This window comes from Chloroflexia bacterium SDU3-3, from assembly GCA_009268125.1.
Lineage (GTDB): Bacteria > Chloroflexota > Chloroflexia > Chloroflexales > Roseiflexaceae > SDU3-3.
Genome location: WBOU01000002.1, coordinates 306,536 through 329,165 on the forward strand (window position 1 = coordinate 306,536; position 22,630 = coordinate 329,165).

The 22,630-nt window shown below is 67.2% G+C and carries 15 protein-coding genes and 3 tRNA genes; 10 read left to right on the forward strand and 8 right to left on the reverse strand.

The features are described from left to right. Positions 1 to 298: 298 nt before the first annotated feature. Positions 299 to 1,795: an aldehyde dehydrogenase family protein gene (locus tag F8S13_04130; GenBank protein KAB8145032.1), complete on the reverse strand. Its 1,497-nt coding sequence runs from the start codon at positions 1,793 to 1,795 to the stop codon at positions 299 to 301. 204 nt (positions 1,796 to 1,999) lie between these two features. Here F8S13_04130 and F8S13_04135 point away from each other — a divergent pair, with 204 nt between their 5' ends. The 8 genes from F8S13_04135 to F8S13_04170 all read left to right on the forward strand — a co-directional run bounded on the left by F8S13_04135 (position 2,000) and on the right by F8S13_04170 (position 11,181). After that, entirely contained in the window at positions 2,000 to 2,566 is a 567-nt protein-coding gene (locus tag F8S13_04135) for a hypothetical protein (GenBank protein KAB8145033.1), read from the forward strand. Positions 2,567 to 2,569: 3 nt separating this feature from the next. Continuing rightward, the gene (locus F8S13_04140; GenBank protein ID KAB8145034.1) at positions 2,570 to 3,217 is read left to right on the forward strand and encodes an STAS domain-containing protein; all 648 of its coding nucleotides are present in this window, start codon (positions 2,570 to 2,572) and stop codon (positions 3,215 to 3,217) included. Positions 3,218 to 3,271: 54 nt separating this feature from the next. Then, a complete protein-coding gene (locus tag F8S13_04145; protein KAB8145035.1) occupies positions 3,272 to 4,720 on the forward strand; it encodes an FAD-binding protein in 1,449 nt (482 codons plus the stop codon). 104 nt (positions 4,721 to 4,824) lie between these two features. Next, positions 4,825 to 4,901, forward strand: a tRNA-Trp gene (locus F8S13_04150). Between the two features lie 10 nt (positions 4,902 to 4,911). Next, a tRNA-Ser gene (locus tag F8S13_04155) sits at positions 4,912 to 4,997 on the forward strand. 30 nt (positions 4,998 to 5,027) lie between these two features. Next, a tRNA-Ser gene (locus F8S13_04160) sits at positions 5,028 to 5,117 on the forward strand. A gap of 21 nt (positions 5,118 to 5,138) precedes the next feature. Beyond that, positions 5,139 to 10,280 (forward strand): hypothetical protein, encoded by a 5,142-nt coding sequence (locus F8S13_04165; GenBank protein ID KAB8145036.1) that lies wholly within the window; start codon positions 5,139 to 5,141, stop codon positions 10,278 to 10,280. A gap of 106 nt (positions 10,281 to 10,386) precedes the next feature. Further along, a complete protein-coding gene (locus tag F8S13_04170) occupies positions 10,387 to 11,181 on the forward strand; it encodes a response regulator transcription factor (GenBank protein KAB8145037.1) in 795 nt (264 codons plus the stop codon). A gap of 67 nt (positions 11,182 to 11,248) precedes the next feature. Here F8S13_04170 and F8S13_04175 read toward each other — a convergent pair whose 3' ends face one another. The 3 genes from F8S13_04175 to F8S13_04185 all read right to left on the reverse strand — a co-directional run bounded on the left by F8S13_04175 (position 11,249) and on the right by F8S13_04185 (position 14,343). After that, entirely contained in the window at positions 11,249 to 12,301 is a 1,053-nt protein-coding gene (locus F8S13_04175; protein ID KAB8145038.1) for a multicopper oxidase domain-containing protein, read from the reverse strand. A gap of 225 nt (positions 12,302 to 12,526) precedes the next feature. Beyond that, entirely contained in the window at positions 12,527 to 13,621 is a 1,095-nt protein-coding gene (locus tag F8S13_04180) for a hypothetical protein (GenBank protein KAB8145245.1), read from the reverse strand. A gap of 434 nt (positions 13,622 to 14,055) precedes the next feature. Further along, positions 14,056 to 14,343, reverse strand: a complete 288-nt coding sequence (locus F8S13_04185) for a helix-turn-helix transcriptional regulator (protein ID KAB8145039.1) — start codon at positions 14,341 to 14,343, stop codon at positions 14,056 to 14,058. 361 nt (positions 14,344 to 14,704) lie between these two features. Between F8S13_04185 and F8S13_04190 the strand changes: the two genes are divergently transcribed. Next, a complete protein-coding gene (locus F8S13_04190; GenBank protein ID KAB8145040.1) occupies positions 14,705 to 15,763 on the forward strand; it encodes an HD domain-containing protein in 1,059 nt (352 codons plus the stop codon). 10 nt (positions 15,764 to 15,773) lie between these two features. On the opposite strand, the gene folK is transcribed toward F8S13_04190, so the two are convergent. The 3 genes from folK to F8S13_04205 form a co-directional block, all read right to left on the reverse strand. Then, positions 15,774 to 16,289, reverse strand: coding sequence for a 2-amino-4-hydroxy-6-hydroxymethyldihydropteridine diphosphokinase (gene folK, locus F8S13_04195; protein KAB8145041.1), 516 nt, complete (start codon positions 16,287 to 16,289; stop codon positions 15,774 to 15,776). A 60-nt stretch (positions 16,290 to 16,349) separates the two neighbouring features. Next, positions 16,350 to 16,646, reverse strand: a complete 297-nt coding sequence (locus tag F8S13_04200) for a glycoside hydrolase (GenBank protein KAB8145042.1) — start codon at positions 16,644 to 16,646, stop codon at positions 16,350 to 16,352. Between the two features lie 319 nt (positions 16,647 to 16,965). Next, the gene (locus tag F8S13_04205) at positions 16,966 to 19,107 is read right to left on the reverse strand and encodes an RNA-binding transcriptional accessory protein (GenBank protein KAB8145043.1); all 2,142 of its coding nucleotides are present in this window, start codon (positions 19,105 to 19,107) and stop codon (positions 16,966 to 16,968) included. Positions 19,108 to 19,291: 184 nt separating this feature from the next. Between F8S13_04205 and F8S13_04210 the strand changes: the two genes are divergently transcribed. Beyond that, the gene (locus F8S13_04210; protein ID KAB8145044.1) at positions 19,292 to 20,191 is read left to right on the forward strand and encodes an acyl-CoA desaturase; all 900 of its coding nucleotides are present in this window, start codon (positions 19,292 to 19,294) and stop codon (positions 20,189 to 20,191) included. A gap of 63 nt (positions 20,192 to 20,254) precedes the next feature. Here the strand turns inward: F8S13_04210 and F8S13_04215 are convergent, their stop codons facing one another. Then, positions 20,255 to 22,540: a GAF domain-containing protein gene (locus F8S13_04215; protein ID KAB8145045.1), complete on the reverse strand. Its 2,286-nt coding sequence runs from the start codon at positions 22,538 to 22,540 to the stop codon at positions 20,255 to 20,257. Positions 22,541 to 22,630: the final 90 nt, after the last annotated feature.

Consider the following 22,630-nt stretch of genomic DNA (forward strand, 5'->3'; position numbering starts at 1 on the left):
ATCGAACCCGCACCCACGCTGCACGCACATTCGCGTGTTGGCCAGCGGTCGGGCGGCTGTCAACGCGCTTCCCTACCGAGTTACACGGACGGGAGTTCCACCCGTCTAGGCTGGGTTTGCCGTTCGGTGCCTCTGGAATTGACCACCCGTGACCAGGTTATGCAATTGTCCTGCGCTCTTCCATTTAAGCTACAGGGGCCTATGGGGAAAGTATAATACGGCTGTCAAGAGTTCTAAAGGGTTCTTTATGGGTTAAGAAGAGGCACGAGCTTGGATTCCAAGCCCGCGCCTCTGGTGCCTATGCCTCGTTGTCGATCTGGGCGCGCTGCAGCTGGCCGCTGTAGTCCACGTACACCGACTTCCACTCGCTGAACGCGTCCATCAGCTGCGGGCCAGCCTCGCGGTGGCCGTTGCCGGTGCCCTTCACGCCGCCAAACGGCAGGTGGATCTCCGCGCCGATGGTGGGCGCATTGATATAGCAGATGCCGCTCTCGATGTCGCGCATGGCGCGGAAGGCCGCGTTGACATCGCGCGAGTAGATCGAGGCCGAGAGGCCGTAGGGCACATCGTTGGCCACGCTGATCGCCTCGTCGAAGTCCTCGACCTCGATGATGCTGAGCACCGGCCCGAAGATCTCCTCGCGGGCGATGCGCATGGAGCGCGTCACGCCGCCGAAGATCGTGGGCTGCAGGAAGAAGCCGTTGGCGTACTTGCCCTCGGTCAGGCGCTGGCCGCCGGTGAGCAGCCGCGCGCCCTCCTGCTGGCCGATCTTGATGTAGCTCTGCACGCGCTCAAGCTGCTTCGCGTTGATCAGCGGCCCCATCTCGGTATCGGCCAGCAGTCCGTCGCCCACGCGCAGCGCCGCAGCCCGCTCTACGATCCGCTTGGTCAGCTCCTTGGCCACGCCCTTCTGCACGATCAGGCGGCTGGTGGCGGTGCAGCGCTGGCCGGTGGTGCCGAACGCGCCCCACAGCAGGCCGGCCATCACCAGATCCAGGTCGGCGTCGTCCAGCACGATCATGGGGTTTTTGCCGCCCAGCTCCAGGCTCACGCGCTTGATCTTGTCGGCGGCCAGCTTGCTCACCAGCCGCCCGGTGGCGGTCGAGCCGGTGAAGGAGATCACCGGCACATCGGGGTGCTCCACCAGCGGCTGGCCCGCCGTGGTGCCGTAGCCAGTGACGATGTTCACCACGCCCTCGGGCAGGCCCGCCTCCACCAGGCACTCCACGAGGTTGTAGGTGCTGGCCGGGGTGTCCTCGCCGGGCTTGATCACGATGGTGTTGCCGCACACCAGCGCGGGCAGCATCTTCCACGAGGCGATGGCCATGGGGAAGTTCCAGGGCGTGATCAGGCCGCACACGCCCAGCGGCTGGCGGATGGACATCTGGAATTTGTTGGGCATCTCCGACGGCGTGGTGACGCCGTGCATGCGTCGGCCCTCGCCAGCCGCATACTGCGCCATGCCGATCGCCTCGACGATGTCGCCGCTGGCCTCGAACAGCGGCTTGCCCATCTCGCGGGTCAGGTCTTCGCTGTAGCGATCCTTGCGCTCCTGCAGCAGCTGGGCGGCGCGCAGCAGAATCTCGCCGCGCTTGGGGGCGGGTACCAGCCGCCATGATTTGTAGGCCTTCTGCGCGGCGGCGACGGCGGTGTTCACATCCTCCGCACCGCTATCCTGAAAGACGCCGACGATCTCGCGCGTGTCGGCGGGGTTGCGGCTCTCGAAGGTCTTGCCGCTGGCGCTCGCGACCCATTTGCCGCCGATAAAGTTTTGAAAGAGACGTGGCTCGGCCATGCTTCCGCTCCTCGTGGTTATCGCCAGGGTGCTCGCCCGCTGGCATCGTGCCCTGATTATAGCACGCGGCTTTTTTTCGCTAGGATGCGGTATGACTTGCGGAAAGCAGGAGAAAAATCCTACTAGTTTGTGTTTCGAAATATTGCTATAATAAAAGCGAACAATCTGTAAAAAGCATATATCATCATCAGGAGATGCCACGCCATGGAGCATTTTGATCGCTATCTCCCGCTTGACCTCACCCCCTACCCCGATCCCGGCGACGATCGCAGCGGCCCGCCGCTGAGCCAGGGCTTTGTGCTGATGATGATCGGCACGCTTGCCTCCGAGCACTGCGACGCCGAGATGCTGGCGGCGCTCGATCAGGTTGACTCCGATGCTTGGTACCTGGGCCAGACCCTTGAGAGCGTGCTCAACCGCTTCGAGGAGGCCGACCCTTCGCTGCCCGAGGAGATCGGCAAGACCATCTACTACGCGCTGCAGGCAACCTTCCGCTCGTTCGGCATCCAGACGCCGCAGGATGTGATCCAGACCCTGCCGAACATCTGGCAGCAGGTGACGCGCGGCAACAGCGGCTACTGGCGCGTGCTGGAGAGCGGCCCTGGCCACGCGCGGATCGAGGCGGCCCAGCCCTACAACTGCAACTTTGAGTTCGGCGCGCTTCAGGGCGCGGTCGAGGCCTTCAACGCGCGCAAGCTGAAGGCCGAGCACGCGCAGTGCCAGCGCCACGGCGCTGAGTCGTGCGTGTTCTCGCTCACCTGGGAAGAGTAGCGCATGGCAGACTACAAGCAGCTTTCCCCCGAAGACCGCACGCTGCTCCGCGCCATTGGCACCAGCCTGCGCCTGATCGTGCAGGGCAAGGACCACCAGTCGATCAGCAGCGATCGCCGCGACGAGCTGGGTGTGCTGGCCAACATGGTCAACCGCGTGGCCCGCGAGCTAGAGCTGAGCCGCGAGCGCGACCAGGCCCAGCGCGAGGAGATCGGGCGGCGCGTGGCCGAGCTAGAGCTGGCCAACGAGCGGCAGGAGCACCTGATCGCCACCATCCGCGAGATCTCCACCCCCACCCTGAACGTCGCCGAGGGCGTGCTGCTGCTGCCGATTATCGGCGCGCTCGACAGCGCCCGCGCCCTGCAGATGCTCTCCAGCCTGATGGAGGCGGCCTCTTCCATGCGGGCGCGCGTGGTGATCTTGGACATCACCGGCGTGACGGCGGTGGACACTCACATCGCTAATGTGCTCATCCAGGCGGCGCGCACCGTGCGGCTGCTGGGCGGGCGCACCATCCTCTGCGGCATCGCCCCCGAGGTCGCCCAGGTGATCGTGAGCCTGGGAATCGACCTTTCCGAGCTGGCCACCACCAGCGATCTGCGCTCGGCGCTGGCCATGAGCCTAAAAATGACCAATACCCCGTTTATATAGCCGATAGCGTGTAGCTTCTGCCCTGTGTTTCGCTCTTGTAGAAAGGTCTCCCCCATGGCACAGGCGAATGGACGGCGTACGTTTTTGAAGCAGGCGACGCTTGGGGCTGCGATCGTTGGGTTCGATCTGGCGAGCCGCAGCTGGGTCTCGGAGGCGGCGGCAGCCGAGCGGGCCGATGCCATCCCGCACCTGGATGGCGAGCTGCTGACCGACGCGGCCTCGCTGGCGGCGGTGGCCGAGGACTACGGCCATATCGTCACGCGTACGCCGCAGGCGGTGCTGCGCCCCGGCTCGGTGCAGGACATCGTGAAGATGGTGAAGTTCGCCCGACGCCACCATATCGCCGTGGCGGCGCGCGGCCAGGGCCACTCGACCTATGGCCAGCCGCTGGTCGACGCGGGCTTCGTGATCGATATGTCCACGCTCAGCCAGATCTGCTCCATCCGCCCGGCCTACGCGGTGGTCGAGGGCGGCGTGCGCTGGATCGACCTGTTCCAGGCCACGCTGGCGCAGGGCCGCATCCCGCCGGTGGCCACCGACTACATCGACCTGAGCGTGGGCGGCACGCTAAGCGTGGGCGGCATCGGCGGCGCGAGCCACAAGCACGGCCTGCAGATCGACAACGTGCTGGAGCTGCTAGTGGTCACCGGCGAGGGCAAGCTGGTCTCGTGCACGCCCACGCGCAACGCCGCGCTGTTCAACGCGGTGCTGGGCGGCCTGGGCCAGTTCGGCATTATCGTGCGCGCCACGGTCAAACTGGTGGCGGCCAAGGCCTCGGCACGCACCTACCTGCTCTCCTACGACGACATCGCGCTGTTCACCGCCGACCAGCAGGCCCTGATCGGCGATGGCCGATTTGACTATGTGGAAGGGCAGATCGTGGCCAAGGCGGGCGGCGGCTGGCAGTATATGATCGAGGCCGCGAGCTTCTACAGCGCGCCTAGCACACCCAACGATACGGCGCTGCTGGCGGGCCTGAGCTTCAACCCCGGCAGCCAGGCGATCGCCGACGTCACGTACTTCGACTTCCTCAACCGGCTCGCGCCGACGGTGGCCTTCCTGAAGTCGATCGGCGCGTGGTACCTGCCCCACCCCTGGTACGATGTGTTTGTGCCCGCGTCGCAGGTGAACGCCTACGTCGGCGGGATTGTGGCCAGCCTGACCGAGGCCGACACCGGCCAGGGGCCAGTGCTGATCTACCCCGTGAAGCGCGCGAAGTTCACCAAGCCGTTCTTCCGCGTGCCGAACGAGGAGGTGGTCTTCCTATTCGACATCCTGCGCACGGCGGCCACGCCCGAGATCGCGCAGCAGATGGTGGCCGCCAACCGCGCGCTCTACGAGCAGGTGCGGGCGCTGGGCGGCACGCGCTACGCCATCGGGGCCATCCCGCTGAGCCAGGCCGAGTGGGCGCAGCACTTCGGCGCGGCGTGGCCGCAGTTCCAGCAGGCCAAGGCCATGTTCGACCCCGACCACATTCTCTCGCCGGGCCAGGGCATCTTCTAGGTGGGCGGGCGAACCGGCGGCGGGAAAGGCTTCCCATCGCCGGTTCGCAGGCATTTCTAGTCCACTTGCAAGGATTCAAAACGTGTGGTATATTATGCCCCGATAGGCGGGTAGCTCAATTAGGCAGAGCAGCGGCCTCCAAATCCGCAGGTTGCAGGTTCGATTCCTGTCCCGCCTGCCACTCGAATACTGGAGCGATGGCCGAGTGGTTTAAGGCAGTTGTCTTGAAAACAACCAGACGCAAGTCTCGTGGGTTCGAATCCCACTCGCTCCTCCACTGAACACCAGTGGGTACAACAGAATGCACGGGGAGGTCGCATAGAGGCCTAGTGCGGTGGTTTGCTAAACCGCTAGGGGGGTAACCTCCTCGAGGGTTCGAATCCCTCCCTCCCCGCCACCTACACGAGAGCGCCCAGCAATGCTGCTGGGCGCTCTCTTTTGCCGCGCACCAAGCCATGCTATACTAGCCGCTGCTATGCCTGAACACGACGCTGCTGGCCGCTGGAAAGATAGATTCGGACACCTGGGCCGCCGCCAGATCGGCGGGCCGCTAGCCCTGGTGCTCTTCTTTGTGCTGGGCGTGCTGGCGGCCTTCCCCGCGCCGCTGCGCGCCCGCCCCGCGCTGGCCTCGATCAGCCCCGCCCCCGGCAGCACGATCTCCCCGCAGGCCGCGATCACGCTGCGCTTCACCCAGCCCATGGATCGGCAGTCGGTCGAGCGGGCGATCCTCATCTCGCCCGCCGCCGCGCTGCGTTTCCGCTGGGCCGAAGATGGCAGCGCGCTGACCATCGCGCCTGCCGAGCCGCTGGCCCCCGGCGCGCGCTACACGCTGAGCCTGGGCGCGCAGGCGCAGGGTCGGGGTGGCATGGCGCTGCTGCAGGGGGCGCAGGCCGTGTTCGCGATCGCCGCGGCGCAGGGCGTGCTGCTGGCCTCGCCAGCCCCCGGCGCGCGCGACACCACACCGGATGCGCCGATCAGCCTGCTCTTCAGCCGCCCGATGGTGTCCGAGGCGCAGGTGGGCGTGCCGCTGGCCTCGCCACCGCTGCAGCTTGACCCCGCCACCCTCGGCGAGGCGCTGTGGCTAGATGCCGAGACCCTGCTGTTTCGGCCCGCCGCGCCGCTGGCTGCGGGCACGACCTACACCGCCACGCTGGCTGCGGGCCTTCCCGATGCGGCGGGCGAGCGCGTGGCCACGCCCTACGTGTGGCGATTTAGCACCGCCGCCCCGCGTGTGCTGGCCGCCGCGCCGCCACTCGCCGCCCAGCGGGTGGCGCTGGGCGCGCCGCTCTCGCTCACACTGTCGCAGCCGGTGCCCTTCCCTAGCCCCAGCGCCACCCTGGTGATCAGCCCCTCGGTCGATGGCGCGTTCTCGCAGGCAGTCCTGCCCGATGCTACGCAGGTGATCACCTTCACCCCGGCGGGCGGCTGGATGCCCGATACCGCCTACAGCGCCGCCCTGACCCTTGGGGACGCGGCGCAGCCCGCCCAGCGCTGGGAGTTTCGCACCGCGCCGAGGCCGCTGGTGGCTGGGCGCTACCCCGGCCAGGGCCAGCCGCTGGCGCTGGGCCAGCCGCTACGGGTGATCTTCAGCACGCCAGTGGACCAGCGGGTGCTGGAGCGCGCCCTGCAGATCTCCCCGCCGGTCGAGGGCCTGGCTATCACCGCCAGCGGCAACGAGGCGCGGATCTCGGCGGCCTTTGCGGCGAGCAGCGCCTACACGCTCACGCTTCCGGCAGATCTCACCGATATGAACGGCGCGGCGCTGGGTGCGGCCTACGATCTGCGCTTCCAGACCGCCGAGGCGCCGCCATCGCTAGCGGCCCCAGCGGCGCAGGCCCATGTGCTGCGCATCCCGCCTGGCGCGCTTGGCCCACAGATCGCCAGCCGAAATCTGACGGCGCTCAGCGCCGCGCTGTATCGTCTGGATGCCGACTCGGCGGTGCGCATGCTGGGTTTCGCCGAGGGCGACTGGCAGTCGTTTGACCCGGCGCGCTACGGGCTGCCGCTGGTGCGCGGCTGGGAGGCGCGGCTGCGCGATGCGGCGGGCGGGCAGATTCTGGCGCTGGGCGAGCGCGGGCCGGTGCCTGCCGGGATCTACTACCTGCGGCTGCGCGCCGTGGGCACGCTGCGGCTCGATCTGCTGCTGAGCGTGTCGGATGTGGATGCGCAGCTGCGGCAGAGCCGCACCGATGCGGCGGTGTGGGCCACGGTGGGCGGCGCCCCGTCGGAAGGGCTGCCTGTGTGGCTCTACCGCGAGGGCGCGCTGGTGGCCCAGGGCGCGACCGGCGGCGATGGCGTGTTCCGCGCCCCCGCCGATGGCTCGGCGCGCCTGGTGGCGCTGGTGGGCGATGGCGGCCTGGCGCTGGGCGAGGCGGTGCTGCCCAGCCAGGCGCTGCCGCTGACCGCCACGCTGCTGACCGATCGGCGCGAGTATGTGCCGGGCGACCGCATCTACGTGGGCGGGTTTGTGCGCGGTAGCGGCCTGGGCGCTGCGCCGCCCGATGTGCTGAGCGGCACGCTCTCGCTGCGCAGCCGCGCTACCACCGAGCAGGTGGCCGCCACCGCCGCCCATGTGGGCGCGGGTGGTGTGATCAGCGCCAGCCTGGCGCTGCCGCCAGCGGCGCTGCCGGGGCGCTATATGCTGGCGCTGAGCCTGGGCAGTCAGCTGTTCACCGCCGATCTGGCGATTGCGGGTGACGCGCCGTCGCCCGATGTGGCGATCGAGCTGCCGCCTGCGGTGGCCTCGGGCCAGCCGCTGACGGCCACGCTGCGGGTGGAGGATGGCGGCCTGCCGCTGCCGCTGGCCCCGCTGACCTGGTCCCTGGCGCTGGGGCCCGACGATGCGCCGGGCCATGTGGTGGCGGCTGGGCAGGGGACGGCGGGCCTGGATGGCCGTCTAACCCTGGTGCTGTCGGACAGCGTGCGGGTTGATGTGCGCTCGCGCTACACCCTGACCGCACGGCTTGCCAACACCACCGTGCCGCGCCCGCCTGCGCTGGCCGCCGGGGTGGCTGCGCCCGCCGCTGCGCAGATCGGCATCCGCCTCGATCGCCGGATCGTGCCCGCTGGCCAGCCCTTTGATGTGGCGCTGGCGCTGACCGGGGCGGCGGGCGAGCCGCTGCCAAACCGCGCGCTCTCGGTTGAGCTCTCGCAGCTGCCCGATGGCGAGCTTCCATCTGGGCGGCGCACCCGCATGCTGGCCAAGAGCATCCGCACCCGCGATGATGGGACCGCCAGCATTACGCTCTCCGGCGGGCGCGGCGGTCTGTACGAGATCGCCGTGACCGCCGCCGATCAGGCTGGCCGCCCCTCGGCGGCGCGCGCCCATGTCTGGCTTGCGGGTGATGAGACGGCATGGCCAGCGGTGGCGGGCCAGCGGCTGCCGCTGCTGGCCGACCGCGCCAGCTACCGCGCGGGCGATGTGGCCCAGCTGCTCATCCCCGCCGACTTTCGCGCGCGGCGGGCGCTGCTGATCGCGCGGCAGGGCGACCGCATGGATGTGTCGGTGCGCGATGTTCGCCCTGGCGGCGTGATTACGGTGCCGCTCGGGCTGGGCGCAAGCGAGGTGGCGGTGGAACTGCTGCTGGCTGGCCAGGGCGGCGCGGCCAGCGCGACGCTGGCGGTGGAGCAACCCCCGGCGCTGCGGCTCTCGCTCGTGCACGGCACGCCGGTGGCACCGCGCGCCACGCTGCCGATCACGATCACCGCCGCCGACGCTGAGGGGCGCGGGGTGGCGACCGACCTAGCGCTGTCGGTGTACCAGCGGCTGCCCTCGGGCGAGTCGCGGCTGCTGCGCTGGCAGCCGGATTTGCCGACCGACCCTGGCGGAGTGCTCGCCTTCCCCCTGGCTCTGCCCGCCCCGCCCGCCGAGGTGATCGTGCAGGCGTGGGCGGCGGGTGCGGGCCAGCACCCCGCCGAGGTGCGCCAGACGCTGACGATCACCAGCCCGCTGTCGCTGGATGTGCAGGCCCCCAGCGTGATGCGCCAGGGCGATCAGGCCGAGATCCGGGCCACGCTACGCAGCACGAGCCACGCCGCGCAGGCGGTGGATGTCACGCTGGGCATGTCGGGGGTGCAGCTGACCGGTGGGGGCGAGCGCCAGCGCATCACGCTCGGCCCAGGCGCGCAGGTCGAGCTGGCATGGCGCGTGTCGGCGCTCGACTCGCCCCAGGCCAGCGTGCGGGTGGTGGCGCTGGGCCAGGGCGGCACGCTGGAGCTGCGCTCGCTGGCGTGGGATGTGCAGCCGAGCGATGCCCCCCTGCTGTCCCACGGCGCGCTGGTTGATCGGATCTGGTCGGGCGCGGTCGAGCGCCCGGTGGGGCAGCCGCTGGATGTGCGGCTATCGGCGTCGATCCAGGCGCTGGAGCAGCAGGCCTTGGCGCAGCTGTCTGCCACGCCGCAGCGCGCCGCCGAGGAGAGCGCCGCGCTGCTGCAGCTGGCCGCGCCGCTGACATCCACTGCCGATCTGGCCTACCAGGCCCTGGCCGAGCTGCTGGCCCAGCAGGGTGCGGATGGCGGCTGGCGCGTGGCGGGCGCGCAGGCCGCCGACCCAGATCTGAGCCTGTTCGCGCTGGAGAGCCTGGCCGTAGCGCGGCGCGCGGGCGTGGCCGTGCCCGATGCGGCGCTGACGCGCGGCGCTGCTGCCCTGGGCGAGGTGCCGCGCGCCTATATCGCCAGCCTGCTTGGCCCCGCCCCCGCGCCCAGCGCCAGCGCCGCCAGCGGGCTGCGCCCCAATGATATGGCGCTGCTGCTGCTGTCGCTGCCGCGCGGCTCCACCGCCGCCGCCGAGCTGGCAGGCGCGCTGCAGGCCCAGGTCGCACACGATGCGGCTGGTAGCTATGTGCCCAGCGCCAGCTATGGCGGCAGCTTCGCCGCCACCGCGCTGGCCGCCCGCGCCTTTGCGGTGGCCCAGCCCGACATACCCGTGCTGCCCGAGATGCGGCGCTGGCTGGCTGCATCCTATGGGCCGCAGGGCTGGGGTGGCGGGATGCGGGCGGTGCGCGCCATCGCGGCCATGCGCGGTGCGCTGCCCGAGCGCGCGAGCCTGGCCAGCCTGCAGGCCGATGGGCGGATCATCCCGACCGGCGGCGAACTGCTGCGCCTACCCGCCGCCCCGCTCTCGCGCACCCTGGTGCTGACGGCTACCGCCCAGGGCGCTGCGCTGCTGGGTTACAGCGCAGCGCCGCTGTCCCCTAGCCCTTCAAACGACGTGCACGTGCTGCGCGAATATCTGGACCCACGCACTGGCCAGCCGATCGCGCTGGATGGCGTGGCGCTGGGCGACGTGGTGCTGGTGCGCCTCACCTTTGTGGTGGCCCGCCCGCTAGATGTGCTGCGGGGCGAGGATGCGCTGCCGGGCGGGTTTCGCCTCATCGGCGATGTGGCGGGCGGGGCGGCGATGCGCTGGGGTGCGGCGGGCGTGCAGCCGGGCGTCTACCAGCGCAGCTACCTGATGCAGGCCGCGCATCGTGGCCAGTATCGCGCGCCCCCCACTGTCTTCCACGGCAGCGATAGCGCGGTGGTGGGCCTGGGCCGCCCGCTTGAGATACGCATCCGTTAGCGTGTGCTGCTATCATTTGAACTCGGAAATATCTTGGCAAATACGGTATAATAGCCGCAACTATAGAAAGAACCTGTGATACTGCTCCACGCTGAAGGAAGATTCTATGACCGAACAGAGCCGTCTCCTTGTGGTCGATGACGAGGTGAACATTCGGCGCACGCTGGTGGCGCTGCTCCAGCGCAGCGGCTACACCGTGGAATCAGCAGAAAATGGCGAAGAGGCCGTGGTGCTGCTGGAAAAGCAGCGCTTCGACCTGCTGCTGGTCGACCTCAAGATGCCTGGGATGGATGGCATGCAGGTGGTGGCCGCCGCCCGCACCCGCCAGCCCGAGATCGAGATCATTGTGCTCACCGGGCATGGCTCGCTTGAGACGGCGGTCGAGGGTCTGCACCAGGGCGTGTTCGACTACCTGCTGAAGACCACCGAGCCGCCCAAGGTGATCGAGCGCGTGAAGGCCGCCCTCACCCACCACTCGCAGCAGACCCGCCAGAAGGCCCTGCTGGATATGGTGGGCAGCGCGGTGGATGAGCTGCGCTCGCAGCAGACCCGCAGCGAGTCATCCGAGCGCACGGGGCCGTCGGATCGCCTAGTGACAGCGGGCGCGCTGCAGATCGACACCTGGCGGCAGGTCGCCACCATCGATGGCCGCTCGCTCTCGCTGACGCCCACCGAGTTCCGCGTGCTGCTGTGCCTGGCCGAGCACGCCGGCAACATGCTCAGCTACTCGCAGCTGGTGCGCTGCGCCCAGGGCTACGATGCCGACGAGGCCGAGGCGGGCGACCTGATCAAGCCCCACATCCACCACCTGCGCCAGAAGATCGAGCCGGACCCCAGCGCCCCGCGCTACCTGCTGAATGTGCGCGGCAAGGGCTACCTGTTCTCGCCTGTTGGCGGCTAGGCTCCCCACAGCACATAAAAAAGCAGGCCGGTGGCTTATGCCACCGGCCTGCTTTTTTATACGCTAGCTACTTCTGCACGATCAGCGCCGTGACCATGCCGAACATACCGTGGTCGCTCTCGGCGTGCGAGAGGATGTGGCAGTGGAAGGCCCACACGCCCTCCTCGGTGCAGTCGATGATCACATCCCAGCGCTCGCCAGGGGCGACGTTCAGCGTGTCGCACATCCAGGGCTGCGGCTGCGGCCAGCCGTCCTTGGCGATCACCAGCTGGGGCATGCCGTGCAGGTGCATCGGGTGGATCAGCGCGCCCTCGTTCATGTAGCGGATGCGCACCTTCTGGCCCAGCTTGGCCACGATCGGCTCGGTGGCCGGGAAGCCCTTGCCGTTGAAGGTCATGCCGCCCAGCGCGTCGTTGAGGATGAGCACGTAGTCCACATCGACCGCAGGCTCCTTGCTCTTGTCCTTCGGCTCCACGATGAACGCGCCCAGCAGACCACGGCCCACCTGCTTGGTCGAGTTGTGGTGCGAGTGGTACATGTGCGAGCCGCTGTTCCGGACCGTAAACTCGTAGGTGAAGGATGTGCCGGGCTTGACCGGATCCTGGGTGATGCCGGGCACGCCGTCCATGTTGTTTGGCACGATCAGGCCGTGGAAGTGGATGGCGGTGCTCTCGGGCAGCTCGTTCTTCAGCACCACGCGCACCTTGTCGCCCTCGGTCACGCGGATCTGCGGGCCGGGCATGGTGCCGTTATAGGTCCAGGCATCCACAAAGGTGCCCTTGGTCACTTCCCACTTGGTGACGGCGGCGGTGATGTTGAAGACCTTCACATCGCCATCCATAACAGGCTCGAATGGCTGATTGCCCTTGGTGGTGGTCTCTTTGCCCGCCACAAATGCCTTCACGCCATCTACGTGCATCTGGTCCATCTGATCCACGGTCAGCTGGCCGCTCGGCACGGTGGTGGGCTCGCCGCCCTCGCCCTGGGTGATCTGTGTGGCCACGGCGGCCGGCGCGCCGCTGTTGTTGCATGCGGCCAGCACGCCGGTGACGACCGGCACGCTCACGCCAATCGAGGCGTTTTTCAGAAAGCTGCGGCGCGATGCCTTTTCGATGCTCATGATCTTGCCCTTATGGATGACTAAACAAGGAAACAGTTTTTGGAAGAAAGAACAGGTTTTCCCGGCATCAGCCGGATGCTAGAATGATAGCAGGCGCGCTATTCTTTGTGAGCAAAGGAACAGCTACAGAAAGTTGTGCCATGGCAACTAATCTGGCAGCGGAACAGCTAGGGGGCGGGGGCAATGCTGCCCTCGCCCCCTGCCCGCTAGCTGCTAGGTCATACGCTACTTGATGCGGTTCACATCATCCACCGTGTTGTCGCTGTAGAACAGGTAGACGCGGTCGCTGCTGCTGCGGTAGATCATCGTGTTGCCGTTGCGGAACGACTGCACGTGGCCCGCCTCGCCCACCTCGGTGGCCACGGCCCAGCCGAGCGTGTTGCGCACGCTGGGGATCTCGCTCCACAGCTTGCCAAAGCCGCGTGTCGGGGCCACCTTGCCTGTCGGCACCGGGTCGGTGATCGTGACCGGCTGGCCCTCGGTCCACCCATCGTAGTACGACTGCCAGACCGTGCGGTTGCGCCCGTTGTCGAAGAAGACCACGTAGATCGTGCCGCCGCTGGTGCTGGTCTGGCCGGGCACCCACACCATCTGGCCGCGCTCGAACTGCTGGGTGGCGATCTGCACGCCCACCATGGGCAGCGGGGTGGCGCAGGCGAAGGACTGGCCGAAGGCCTGCGCGGTCTTCTGCAGCGAGGAGATCACATCGCCGCAGCCGCCGGTGTAGTAGGTGTTCAGCTCGCGGCCCAGCAGGCCCAGCAGCACCTCGTACTGGGTTCCGGCGTTCTCGGGGTGGATCTCCATGCGCCGCCGCTCGAAGTACTGCACGGTGCCGCCCCAGGTCGGCAGCTCCTCGTGCATCTCTTTCGAGATCGGGTAGCCGAAGCGCTCGAGGCCGCCGTTCTTGCTCCAGTACTGCAGGAACTTGCCGCACAGGCTGTGGCCGGTCTCGGCGAAGTAGCGGCAGCCGGTGCCTACAGCGTTGGGGTCATCTTTGGGCAGGTTCTGCCACGAGCGCCCGGTGATGTCGAGGTAGGCAGCGCCCAGGCGGCCCGCCAGGATGCCCTGCCGGTCGGATGAGTGGTCTTCGAGGCGGTCGCGCTCGAACCACTGGGTCGGGCCGTTCCAGCCGTCGTTGTTCCACTCGGTCTGCAGCGGGGTGATCGGGTAGCCGAACACCGAGAGGCCGCCATTTTTCTCCCAGTAGTCGAGGATCGAGCCGGTGATACAGTAGCCGGTCTCTTTGAAGCAGCGCTCGCGCGGGGCGGCGGCTGCGGGCGATGCGGTGGCCAAGCTGCTGAAGATCGCTGTGATCAGCATGGCGAGCGTGAAGAACTTGCGCAACATTGCTGTCTCCCTTTTCTCTGCCAGCAGCGCAGTGCGGCGCTGCTGGCCTTGATTATGGTGCGAAGGGTTAGGTGCTTGCTGGGTGTCTGCCTTACTGCATGACATGCTCTTTTGGCTGACGAATCAAATAGCTGATGAGAAAGCCTTGCACCAATATCTGAGCTTTGTGTATTCCCATGTTTACACAAAATGATGGTGTAAGGCTCTATAATGCGATAAATCGACCACCCATAAAACAACATGTCATGCAGTAAGGGGTGTCTGCCTAGTATAGAGCCTTGCGTCTCCTGCAGGATCGGCTTCTGGTTGTAGTATAGGCTCGGTCTTCTGCGGGTTGAATGGCACGCCGCTTGCAAGCGTCTGTTAGCAGGCTCGCGTAGATGAGAAGTTTCTGAGATGCGTGCGCCCTACTGCTCGGCGGGGTCAATCAGATCGGGCGGCGCATCGGGGGCCTTGGGCTGGGTGGTATAGGCGAACTCGGCGTTTTCGGCCAGCATCGAGAGGATCTTCAGGGTCGATCGGTGCGGCTGGTGCCGCCCGGTCTCCCATTCGCTGATCGTCTGCTGGCGCACCTCAAGCTCGTCGGCCATCTCGTGCTGGGTCATATTCAGATGGATGCGCAGCGCGCGGATCTGGTCTTTATTCCACTCATATTTGATCATGTGGCGTTTGTTTTTGCGCGATTGGTCAGACATTGCTTTTCCCCACAGGTTACAGCATCCGATAGTCTGGGCGGTATTGTAGCATGGCCCGCTGGGCGTGCTGGGCTGCTGCTGGCTTGCTGCGCCGATTTCGATAATGCTTTACCTAACAAACTATGTGATGCAAATTTGACAACACACGAAGTATCGTAGTATAAAACAAAAAAATGTGGCATAATAGACCAGGGTTTCTAACATCACCCTACTCCCCGCTGAGATCGCATATGCGGCTATCTGATCTCTTTGCCCGCATATGCCCTGGTACTGCCCGAGAATGGTAATCTATTCCACCCTTTTCAGCTGTGGGCATCTCCGCTAGCAATCTGCCATCCCCTGGACAGGTGAGGAGAATGTTATGGTTTTGCAGCATCTGTCGCACGAATCGCTTCTCTGGGCGATGCAGGGTGGCCATGCGCCTTCTGCTCGGCAGGCGGCCAGCGCCGACGAGCCAGGGAAGGTGCTGATCGTGGATGCCGATCCGCTGGCCAGCACCCGCGCGCAGGAGCAGATCTGCCATGCCGGGCATAGCGCCACCTGCGTGCCCGATGCCCGCCTGGCAATGCAGGCGATCAGCTCGTTTGCCCCCGACCTGGTGCTGCTGGCCGAGACCCTGCCCGATGCCGATGGCTACGCCACCTGCGCCGCAATCAAGCGCGACCCGGCTATCTGGCACATCCCCGTGATCATGCTGGCGTCCAAGGATGTGCCAGCGGTGCGCATGCGTGCGATCGAGGCCGAGGCCGATATGTTTCTGTGCCATCCATATGATCCCAACGAGCTTGAGGCCCGTATCCGCGTGCTGCTGCGCGCCAAACGCCGGATCGACCGGATGGAGCAGGCCGAGGATGTGATCTTTGCGCTGGCCCGGGCGGTGGAGGCCAAGGATGCCTACACCGAGGGCCACCTGCAGCGGCTGGCGCTGTACGCCCGCGCCATCGGCGAGCAGCTGGACATGGGGGCGCGCGAGCTGGATGAGCTGTGCTACGGCGCGCTGCTGCACGATGTGGGCAAGGTGGGGGTCGACGAAAGCATCCTGCGCAAGGTGGGGCCGCTGTCGCCCGATGAGCGCAGCCACATGCAGCAGCACCCGCTGATCGGCGAGCGGATCGTGCAGCCGCTGCGGCTTGGGGGTGCGGTCGCGCCGATCGTGCGGCACCACCACGAGCGCTGGGATGGCCAAGGCTACCCCGATGGCCTGGCGGGCGAGGCGATACCGCTGGGCGCGCGGATCGTGGCCGTGGCCGATGCCTTTGACGCTATGACGACTCAGCGGCCATATAACACGATATTATCGTTCGAGGAGGCTATGAATCGCCTGATCTGGGATATGGGCCGCGCGTTCGATATGCAGGTGGTGCTGGCCTTTGTGGCCTGGCTGAACGGCGGCCTTCACGAGTATGCGGTGGGGGTCTGATCGTGGCGCGCTAGGCCCACTCGCCGCTATCGATCGCGCCCACCTGGGCGAGGATGTCGCCGTGGCCGCGCACGCGCTCGGCTAGCGCGCCGATGCTCTGGGCGTAGCCGGGCGGCACAAGCTCAGGGGCGATCTCGGCCAGGGGCACCAGCACAAAGGGGCGCTCGGCTAGCCGGGGGTGGGGGATGGTGAGCGCCGCATCGGCCTGCTGCGTCTCCCCATACAGCAGGATGTCGATATCGATCTGGCGCGGCCCAAAGCGCATCCCGGCCACCCGCCCAAGCTCGCCCTCGATCTGCTTGAGCGCCGCGAGCAGCTCGCTGGGGGGCAGCGCGGTCTCGCCGCGCAGCACCGCATTGAGGAAGCGCGGCTGGTCCTCGACATAGGCAGGCTCGGTCTCGTAGAGCGACGAGACCTGGCGGATGGCGACATGGCTGGCCAGGGCGCGCAGAGCGGCCAGCAGGTTGGCGCGGCGGTCGCCCAGGTTGGTGCCGAGGGCAAGGTAGATAGTGGTCGTCTTGCTCACATGTGCCTCTTGTGCTGGCGCCTGCCGCACGCGCAAGGGCGCGCGGCAGGCCCGCTATGGCTAGACCTTGATCACAGAGTCTTCGCTGCCGTGGTCGTTTGGCAGGTACTCGTCGGCTGCCCAGTCATTCTCCCAGCGCGCGCCATCCAAGAGATAGCGGAACCGGTAGGCGTTGCCGGGCTTCAGCGAGAAGGTGGCGTGGAAGCTGCCGTCTTTTCGGCGCTTCATCGCTAGGTCATCCTGCGACCACTCGTTAAAGTCGCCGCAGACATATGCGGTCTGGGCCTTGACCTCGGCGGGCAGCTCTAGCGTGACTTTGCACGAGCGACCAGTCTTTGAGTATTCTTTCTTGATCATATGCTCCTCAGAAGGTTTCGTGCGGCGTTGCATGCAAGGGTGTGGGGAATATGCGCCTACGATAATACCATGGATCGCGGTGGGTATTGGTAGGCGCATTGCGTTAGGTGTATTTATGCGTTCTACCCGGCCTTTGCGCTGGGATCAACCGGCAAAGTGTTAAGCATTATCCAGGGTCGCCCCAGCGTAATATTCCCCCTATGCGATAGGTTTCCTTCTGGCCTTCGTGTCTTCACGTCTTGGTGGTAAATAGTTTTTTGCTCCTTGGAGCCTTGGTGGTCACGATGCTGCTGATCGAGAACGCATAGACCCTGTGAGGTTAGGGCCGCACCCAGGCCAGCGCGATCCGCTTGCGCTCGGCCTCCACGCGCTGGATCTCGACCTCGATCACGTCGCCCACGCCCAGCACGGTGCCGCGCGGGATCTGGCTGGCGTGCAGCAGCCCATCCTGCTTCACGCCGATGTCGACAAAGGCCCCGAAATCCACCACGTTGCGCACGGTGCCCTTCAGGCGCATGCCCGGCAGCAGGTCATCCATCGAGAGCACATCGCTGCGCAGCAGGGGCGCGGGCAGATCTGCGCGCGGGTCGCGGCCTGGCCGCACCAGCTGCTCGAAGATGTCGCGCAGCGTGGGCACGCCGGTGCCCAGCTCGCTGGCCAGCTGCTCCAGCGGCTGCTGGGCCAGCAGCGCGTCGAGCGCGGGCTTGCGCTCGGCGGGGCTGGAGCGCAGCGGCAGGCCTGCGCGCCGCAGCACTTCCTCGGCGGTGCGGTAGCTCTCGGGGTGAATGGCGCTGGCGTCGAGCGGATTTTTGCCCGCAGGTACGCGCAGGAACCCGGCAGACTGCTCGAAGGCCTTGGGGCCGAGGCCGCTGACCTTCTTCAGGGCCACGCGGGTCTCGAATGGGCCGTTGGTGTTGCGGTGCTCGACGATGCGCTCGGCCAGCTTGGGGCCGATCCCGGCGATGTGGCGCAGCAGCGCGGGCGAGGCGGTGTTCACATCCACGCCCACCTGGTTCACCACGGTCTCCACCACGCCGCCGAGGGCCTGGGCCAGCTTGGGCTGGTCGAGGTCGTGCTGGTACATGCCCACGCCGATCGACTGCGGGTCGATCTTCACCAGCTCGGCCAGCGGGTCTTGGGCGCGGCGGGCGATCGAGACCGCGCCGCGCAGGCTCACATCCAGCTCGGGGAACTCGGCGCGGGCCAGCGGGCTGGCGCTGTAGACACTGGCCCCGGCCTCGTTCACGATCAGGTAGCGCACCGGCGCGCCGCGGGTGAGGCCCGCCACCAGCTGCTCGGTCTCGCGCGAGGCGGTGCCGTTGCCGATGGTGATCAGGCCCACGCCGTGGCGGGCAATCAGGCCGCGCAGGATCTTGAGCGCCTCGTCGGCGCGACGCTGCGGCTCGTGGGGGTAGATCGTGGCGATGTCAAGCAGCCGCCCGGTTGGGTCGACCACCGCCACCTTGCAGCCGGTGCGGAAGCCGGGGTCGATGCCCAGCACCACCTGCCCGGCGATCGGCGGCTGGGTGAGCAGGCCGCGCAGGTTGGTGGCGAAGATGCCGATGGCGTGCTGCCCGGCGGCCTCGGCCAGGGTGCTGCGCACATCGCGCTCGATGGCGGGCAGCAGCAGGCGTGTGGCGGCATCGTCGATGGCCAGGGCCAGCTGCTGGGCCATGGGCGAGCGGCTGTCGGCGCGGAAGGTGCGCTCGACGGCGCTGCGCCAGTCGCGCTCCTTCACATCCACCGCCACGCGCAGCACCTTCTCCTCCTCGCCACGGTTGATCGCCAGGATCTGGTGGGGGCGCAGCCGGCCCACCATGCCCTCGAACGCGTAGTAGGTCTGGTAGGTGCCGCGCGAGTCCTCGGCCTTGTCGATCTTCTCGCAGCGCAGCACCGCCCACTGCATGGCCTTCTCGCGGGTGGCGCGGCGCACCTCGGCGCTGTCGCTGATCGCCTCGGCCACGATGTCGCGCGCACCGGCCAGGGCATCCTGGGCGCTGGGCACCGCCTCGCCCACGAAGGGCGCGGCCAGCTGCTCGGGCGTCTGGCCCACGCGCGCCTGCTGCAGGATCATGTCGGCCAGGGGCGCGAGGCCCTTCTCGCGGGCGATCGAGGCGCGGGTGCGGCGCTTGGGCCGGTAGGGCAGGTAGATGTCCTCGATCTCGGTGCGGGTGGCGGCGGCCAGCAGCTGCTGGCGCAGCTCGGGGGTCAGTTTGCCCTGCTCCTCGATCGAGGCGATCACCGCGTCGCGGCGCTCGTCGGTGGCGCGCAGCGTCTCGATCTGGCCGCCCACCTGGCGGATCTGCTCCTCATCCAGGCCGCCGGTGCGCTCCTTGCGGTAGCGGGCGATGAAGGGCACCGTGTTGCCGTCATCCAGCAGCGCGATGGTGGCCAGCGCCTGCTCGGCGCGGATGCCGAGGGCGCGGGCGATCTGCTGGGCGTAGGCTGTTGAATCTTGCATAGGTTCTACCTTGTGGTGTCGCTGGTGTCGCCCCATTATAGCCTGGGCGCGCGGGGGCGGATTCGTAATCTTCACACATCCCCCGCCTGCTATACTCACGGCACAAGGTTCAACCCTGTGCGCCGTGTGTCGCGAGCGCCCACCGTCATCTCCGCCCCCACAATCGTGAAAGGAACCCCCTGCTATGTCCGTCGACTTTGCCGCACTGCGTCGCCGCCTTGAGACCCCAGTTGAGCGTTTTCTGGTGGTGTTCACAGTGGTTGTCCCGCTGATAGCGACTATCTACGCCATCGTGCTGCTCTGGGAGCAGCTGGTGGGCTGGCGCGATATTGCGATCATGCTAGGGATGTACACGGTCACGGCGCTCGGCATCACCGTCGGGTTTCACCGCATGCTCACCCACCGCAGCTTTGCGGCGCACCCTGTGGTGCGCTTCCTGTTCCTGATGTTCGGCAGTATGGCCATGGAAGGCCCCGCGCTCGACTGGGCCTCGATCCACATCCAGCACCACGCCAACTCCGACCACGACGACGACCCCCACAGCCCGATCCACGGCTTCCTGCACGCGCACCTCGGCTGGTTCTTCAACGGCTTCAAGTCGAACGCTGAGGTCTACGGGCGCTGGCTGAAGAAGGATCGGCTGGTGGTGTTTATGAGCGACACCTTTTTGGTCTGGACTGTGCTGTCGTACCTGATCCCGTTCTTGCTGGGCGGCTGGACGGGCCTGCTCTGGGGCGGGTTCGTGCGCGTGTTTCTGACCACCCACGTGACGTGGAGCGTGAACTCGATCTGCCACACCTTTGGCAACCGCATGTTTGAGACCACCGACCGCAGCTACAACAACTGGGTGGTGGGCCTGCTGGCGTTTGGCGAGGGCTGGCACAACAACCACCACGCCTTCCCGCGCTCGGCCTTCCACGGCATGCGCTGGTATCAGTTCGATCTCTCTTCGTATGTGATCATGGGGCTAGAGAAGCTGCGGCTGGTGTGGGATGTGCAGCGCGTGCCCGAGCACGTGCTGGAGGCCCGGCTGATCAAGGCGGCCCGCGAGATGAAGGCGGCCTCGCTCTCGCAGGCCGAGTAGGCGGCGGGCCAGGGGCGATGGGCGGCGGGCTGAGCGATCGGCCCGCCGCTCGGCGTTTTGCGCCTAGCTGCGCGGCCTGCCCAGGTACGATGGCTCTTCCGAGATCACCATGGGCGCGGCGTGCCGGGCCTCGGTGAAGGCGGTGTGGAAGCAGCAGCGGAACACCGACCCAGCGCCCAGCTCGCTCTCCAGCGTGATCGTGCCGCCCATCAGGGTCATCAGGTGCCTGCTGATCGCTAGGCCGATGCCCGCCCCGCCGTAGCGCCGCGTCAGCGTCGGCTCCACCTGCGAGAACAGCTCGAAGACCTGCTGCTGGTTGGCCTTGGCGATGCCGATCCCGCTGTCGCGCACGCTGATCGCCACCATGCCATCGTAGCGGTGCACGCGGATGCTGATCTCGCCCGCGCTGCTGAACTTCACCGCGTTGGAGAGAATATGGTTGAGCACCTGCTCCAGCCGCGCGCTGTTGGCCTGGATCAGCGGCAGATCTGGCTCGATCTCCTCGCGCAGGGTTAGCCCGCGCTCTTTGAGCTGGGGCATCCAGCGCTGGGCGACCATATACAGCACCAGCTCGATGTTCACCGGGTAGAGCTCGACCGCCATATGTCCCGCCTCCATCTTGGCCAGATCGATCATGTCGTCGATCAGCTGGTGCAGCGATCGGCTGCTGTGCTCGATGTGGCCGAACGCCTCAAGCGAGGCCTCGGGCATCGGGCCAAACACGTTGGCCTTGAGCATGTCGATAAATCCCAGCATCGAGGTGAGCGGGGTGCGCAGCTCGTGCGAGATGGTGGCCAGGAAGGATGCCTTGAGCACCTCGGCCTGCTGCGCGCTGGCGTCGAGCTGGCTGCGCACCACGGCGTTGCTCACCAGCGCGCCCACGATCTCCATCAGCTGCAGCTCGTCGGGCAGCAGGCTGCGGGCGGTGGTGCTGCCCAGGAAGAGCATGCCGATGGGCTTCTGCGCGCTGTGGAGCGGCACGCAGAGCACGGTGGGCGCATCTAGGCACTGCAGCACGGCCTCGGTGGGCGTGCCGACCAGCGCTGGGGCATCCACCTGAAGCAGCTGGGGCGCTGGCTGCTTGAGCATCTCGACAATATTGCCAAAGAGGTACGAGTCGATGAAGCGGCCCTCAAGGGTCTTTGCCGGGCGGGGCACATCGACCACCAGATGCAGCGTGTTCTCATCGTGCTGCAGCAGCCCGATCACGGCGCGATCCCAGTGCAGCGTGTCGATCAGGGCCTGGGCGATTGGCTGCAGCGGCTGGGGGGTGGCCAGCGCGTTGGTGGCGTGGCCGATCTGGCGTAGGATGTCGAGGTGCTGCTGGTAGATGCTGCGGGTTTGTTGGGCCGCCTGCTGCTCGGTGGCGTCGCGCAGCCGGATGAGCTGCTGGTGCTTTCTGCCCTCGATCGGCACGGCGCGGATCTGGATCTGGCGCAGGCCGCTGGCTGTGGCGTAGGTGTCGCCGATCTCGCGGTGCGGCATGCTGGATGCGGCCAGGATGGCGTCGGCGAGCCGGGCCTCGATCTGGGCTAGGTGGGCGATCGGCTGGCCCTGCGGTACGCCCAGGATCTGGCGGGCGGCTGCATTCAGCGAGTCGATAGTGCCATCGGCAGCGAGGAAGAGCAGCCCATCGGATGCCTGCTCGAAGAGCGCTACCAGCCAGTCTTCGATCTGCTGCCCGGCGGAGAACCAGATGGCAAACATCAGAAACACGGCGGCGCTGGTGACTAGCGGGGTGATCTCATCCACTGGCCAGATGCGCGGCCAGAGCAGGCTGGCGAGGTTGGCGAGCAGCGGTGCGAGCGCGGCAAGCGCCACCCAGCGCATGTGCCGCTGCTCGCTGCGCGCCGCCTGGCGGATCAGCAGGAGCACCCCGGCGCAGGTGTAGCTGTAGGAAAGCGCGATGCCCGCCCAGGACAGCGGCCCGCGCACGAGCTCGATGGTGGCCCCTGGCCGCGCCGCGCTATAGGCTGCGCCCCACCAGAGGTGGTGCGAATCGTTGGTGAGTATGGCCGCGGCGCAGAGCGCGGCCAGCCCGGCTGCGGCCAGCCCGAGCGCCCGCGTGGTAGCGGTGGCGCGGGTGCCGCACCAGGCCAGCGCCAGCAGCAGCCAGGCCGGGCCGATGGCCACGCCGCCCAGCGCCGAGATCTGCTGCCAGAACAGAGCGGCCTGCAGATCGGGGGAGATCAGGCTCAGCGCATGCCCCCCGCAGCGCACCCCGAGCGCCACCATCAGCACCCCGAATGCACGCCCGCCCTGCCGACGGCGCGCGAAGCTTGGCAGGCTCAGCCCGAGCGCGGTGAGCGCAGGAATAGTATAGAGGACAGCGTAAGCTGTGGCATGCATGCGCGTACTCGCTCAGTGAAGGTCTGGTAGATATGCTGATTTCCCAACGATACTATGCTATGAATTATAGCGAGATAATCAACGTACGGA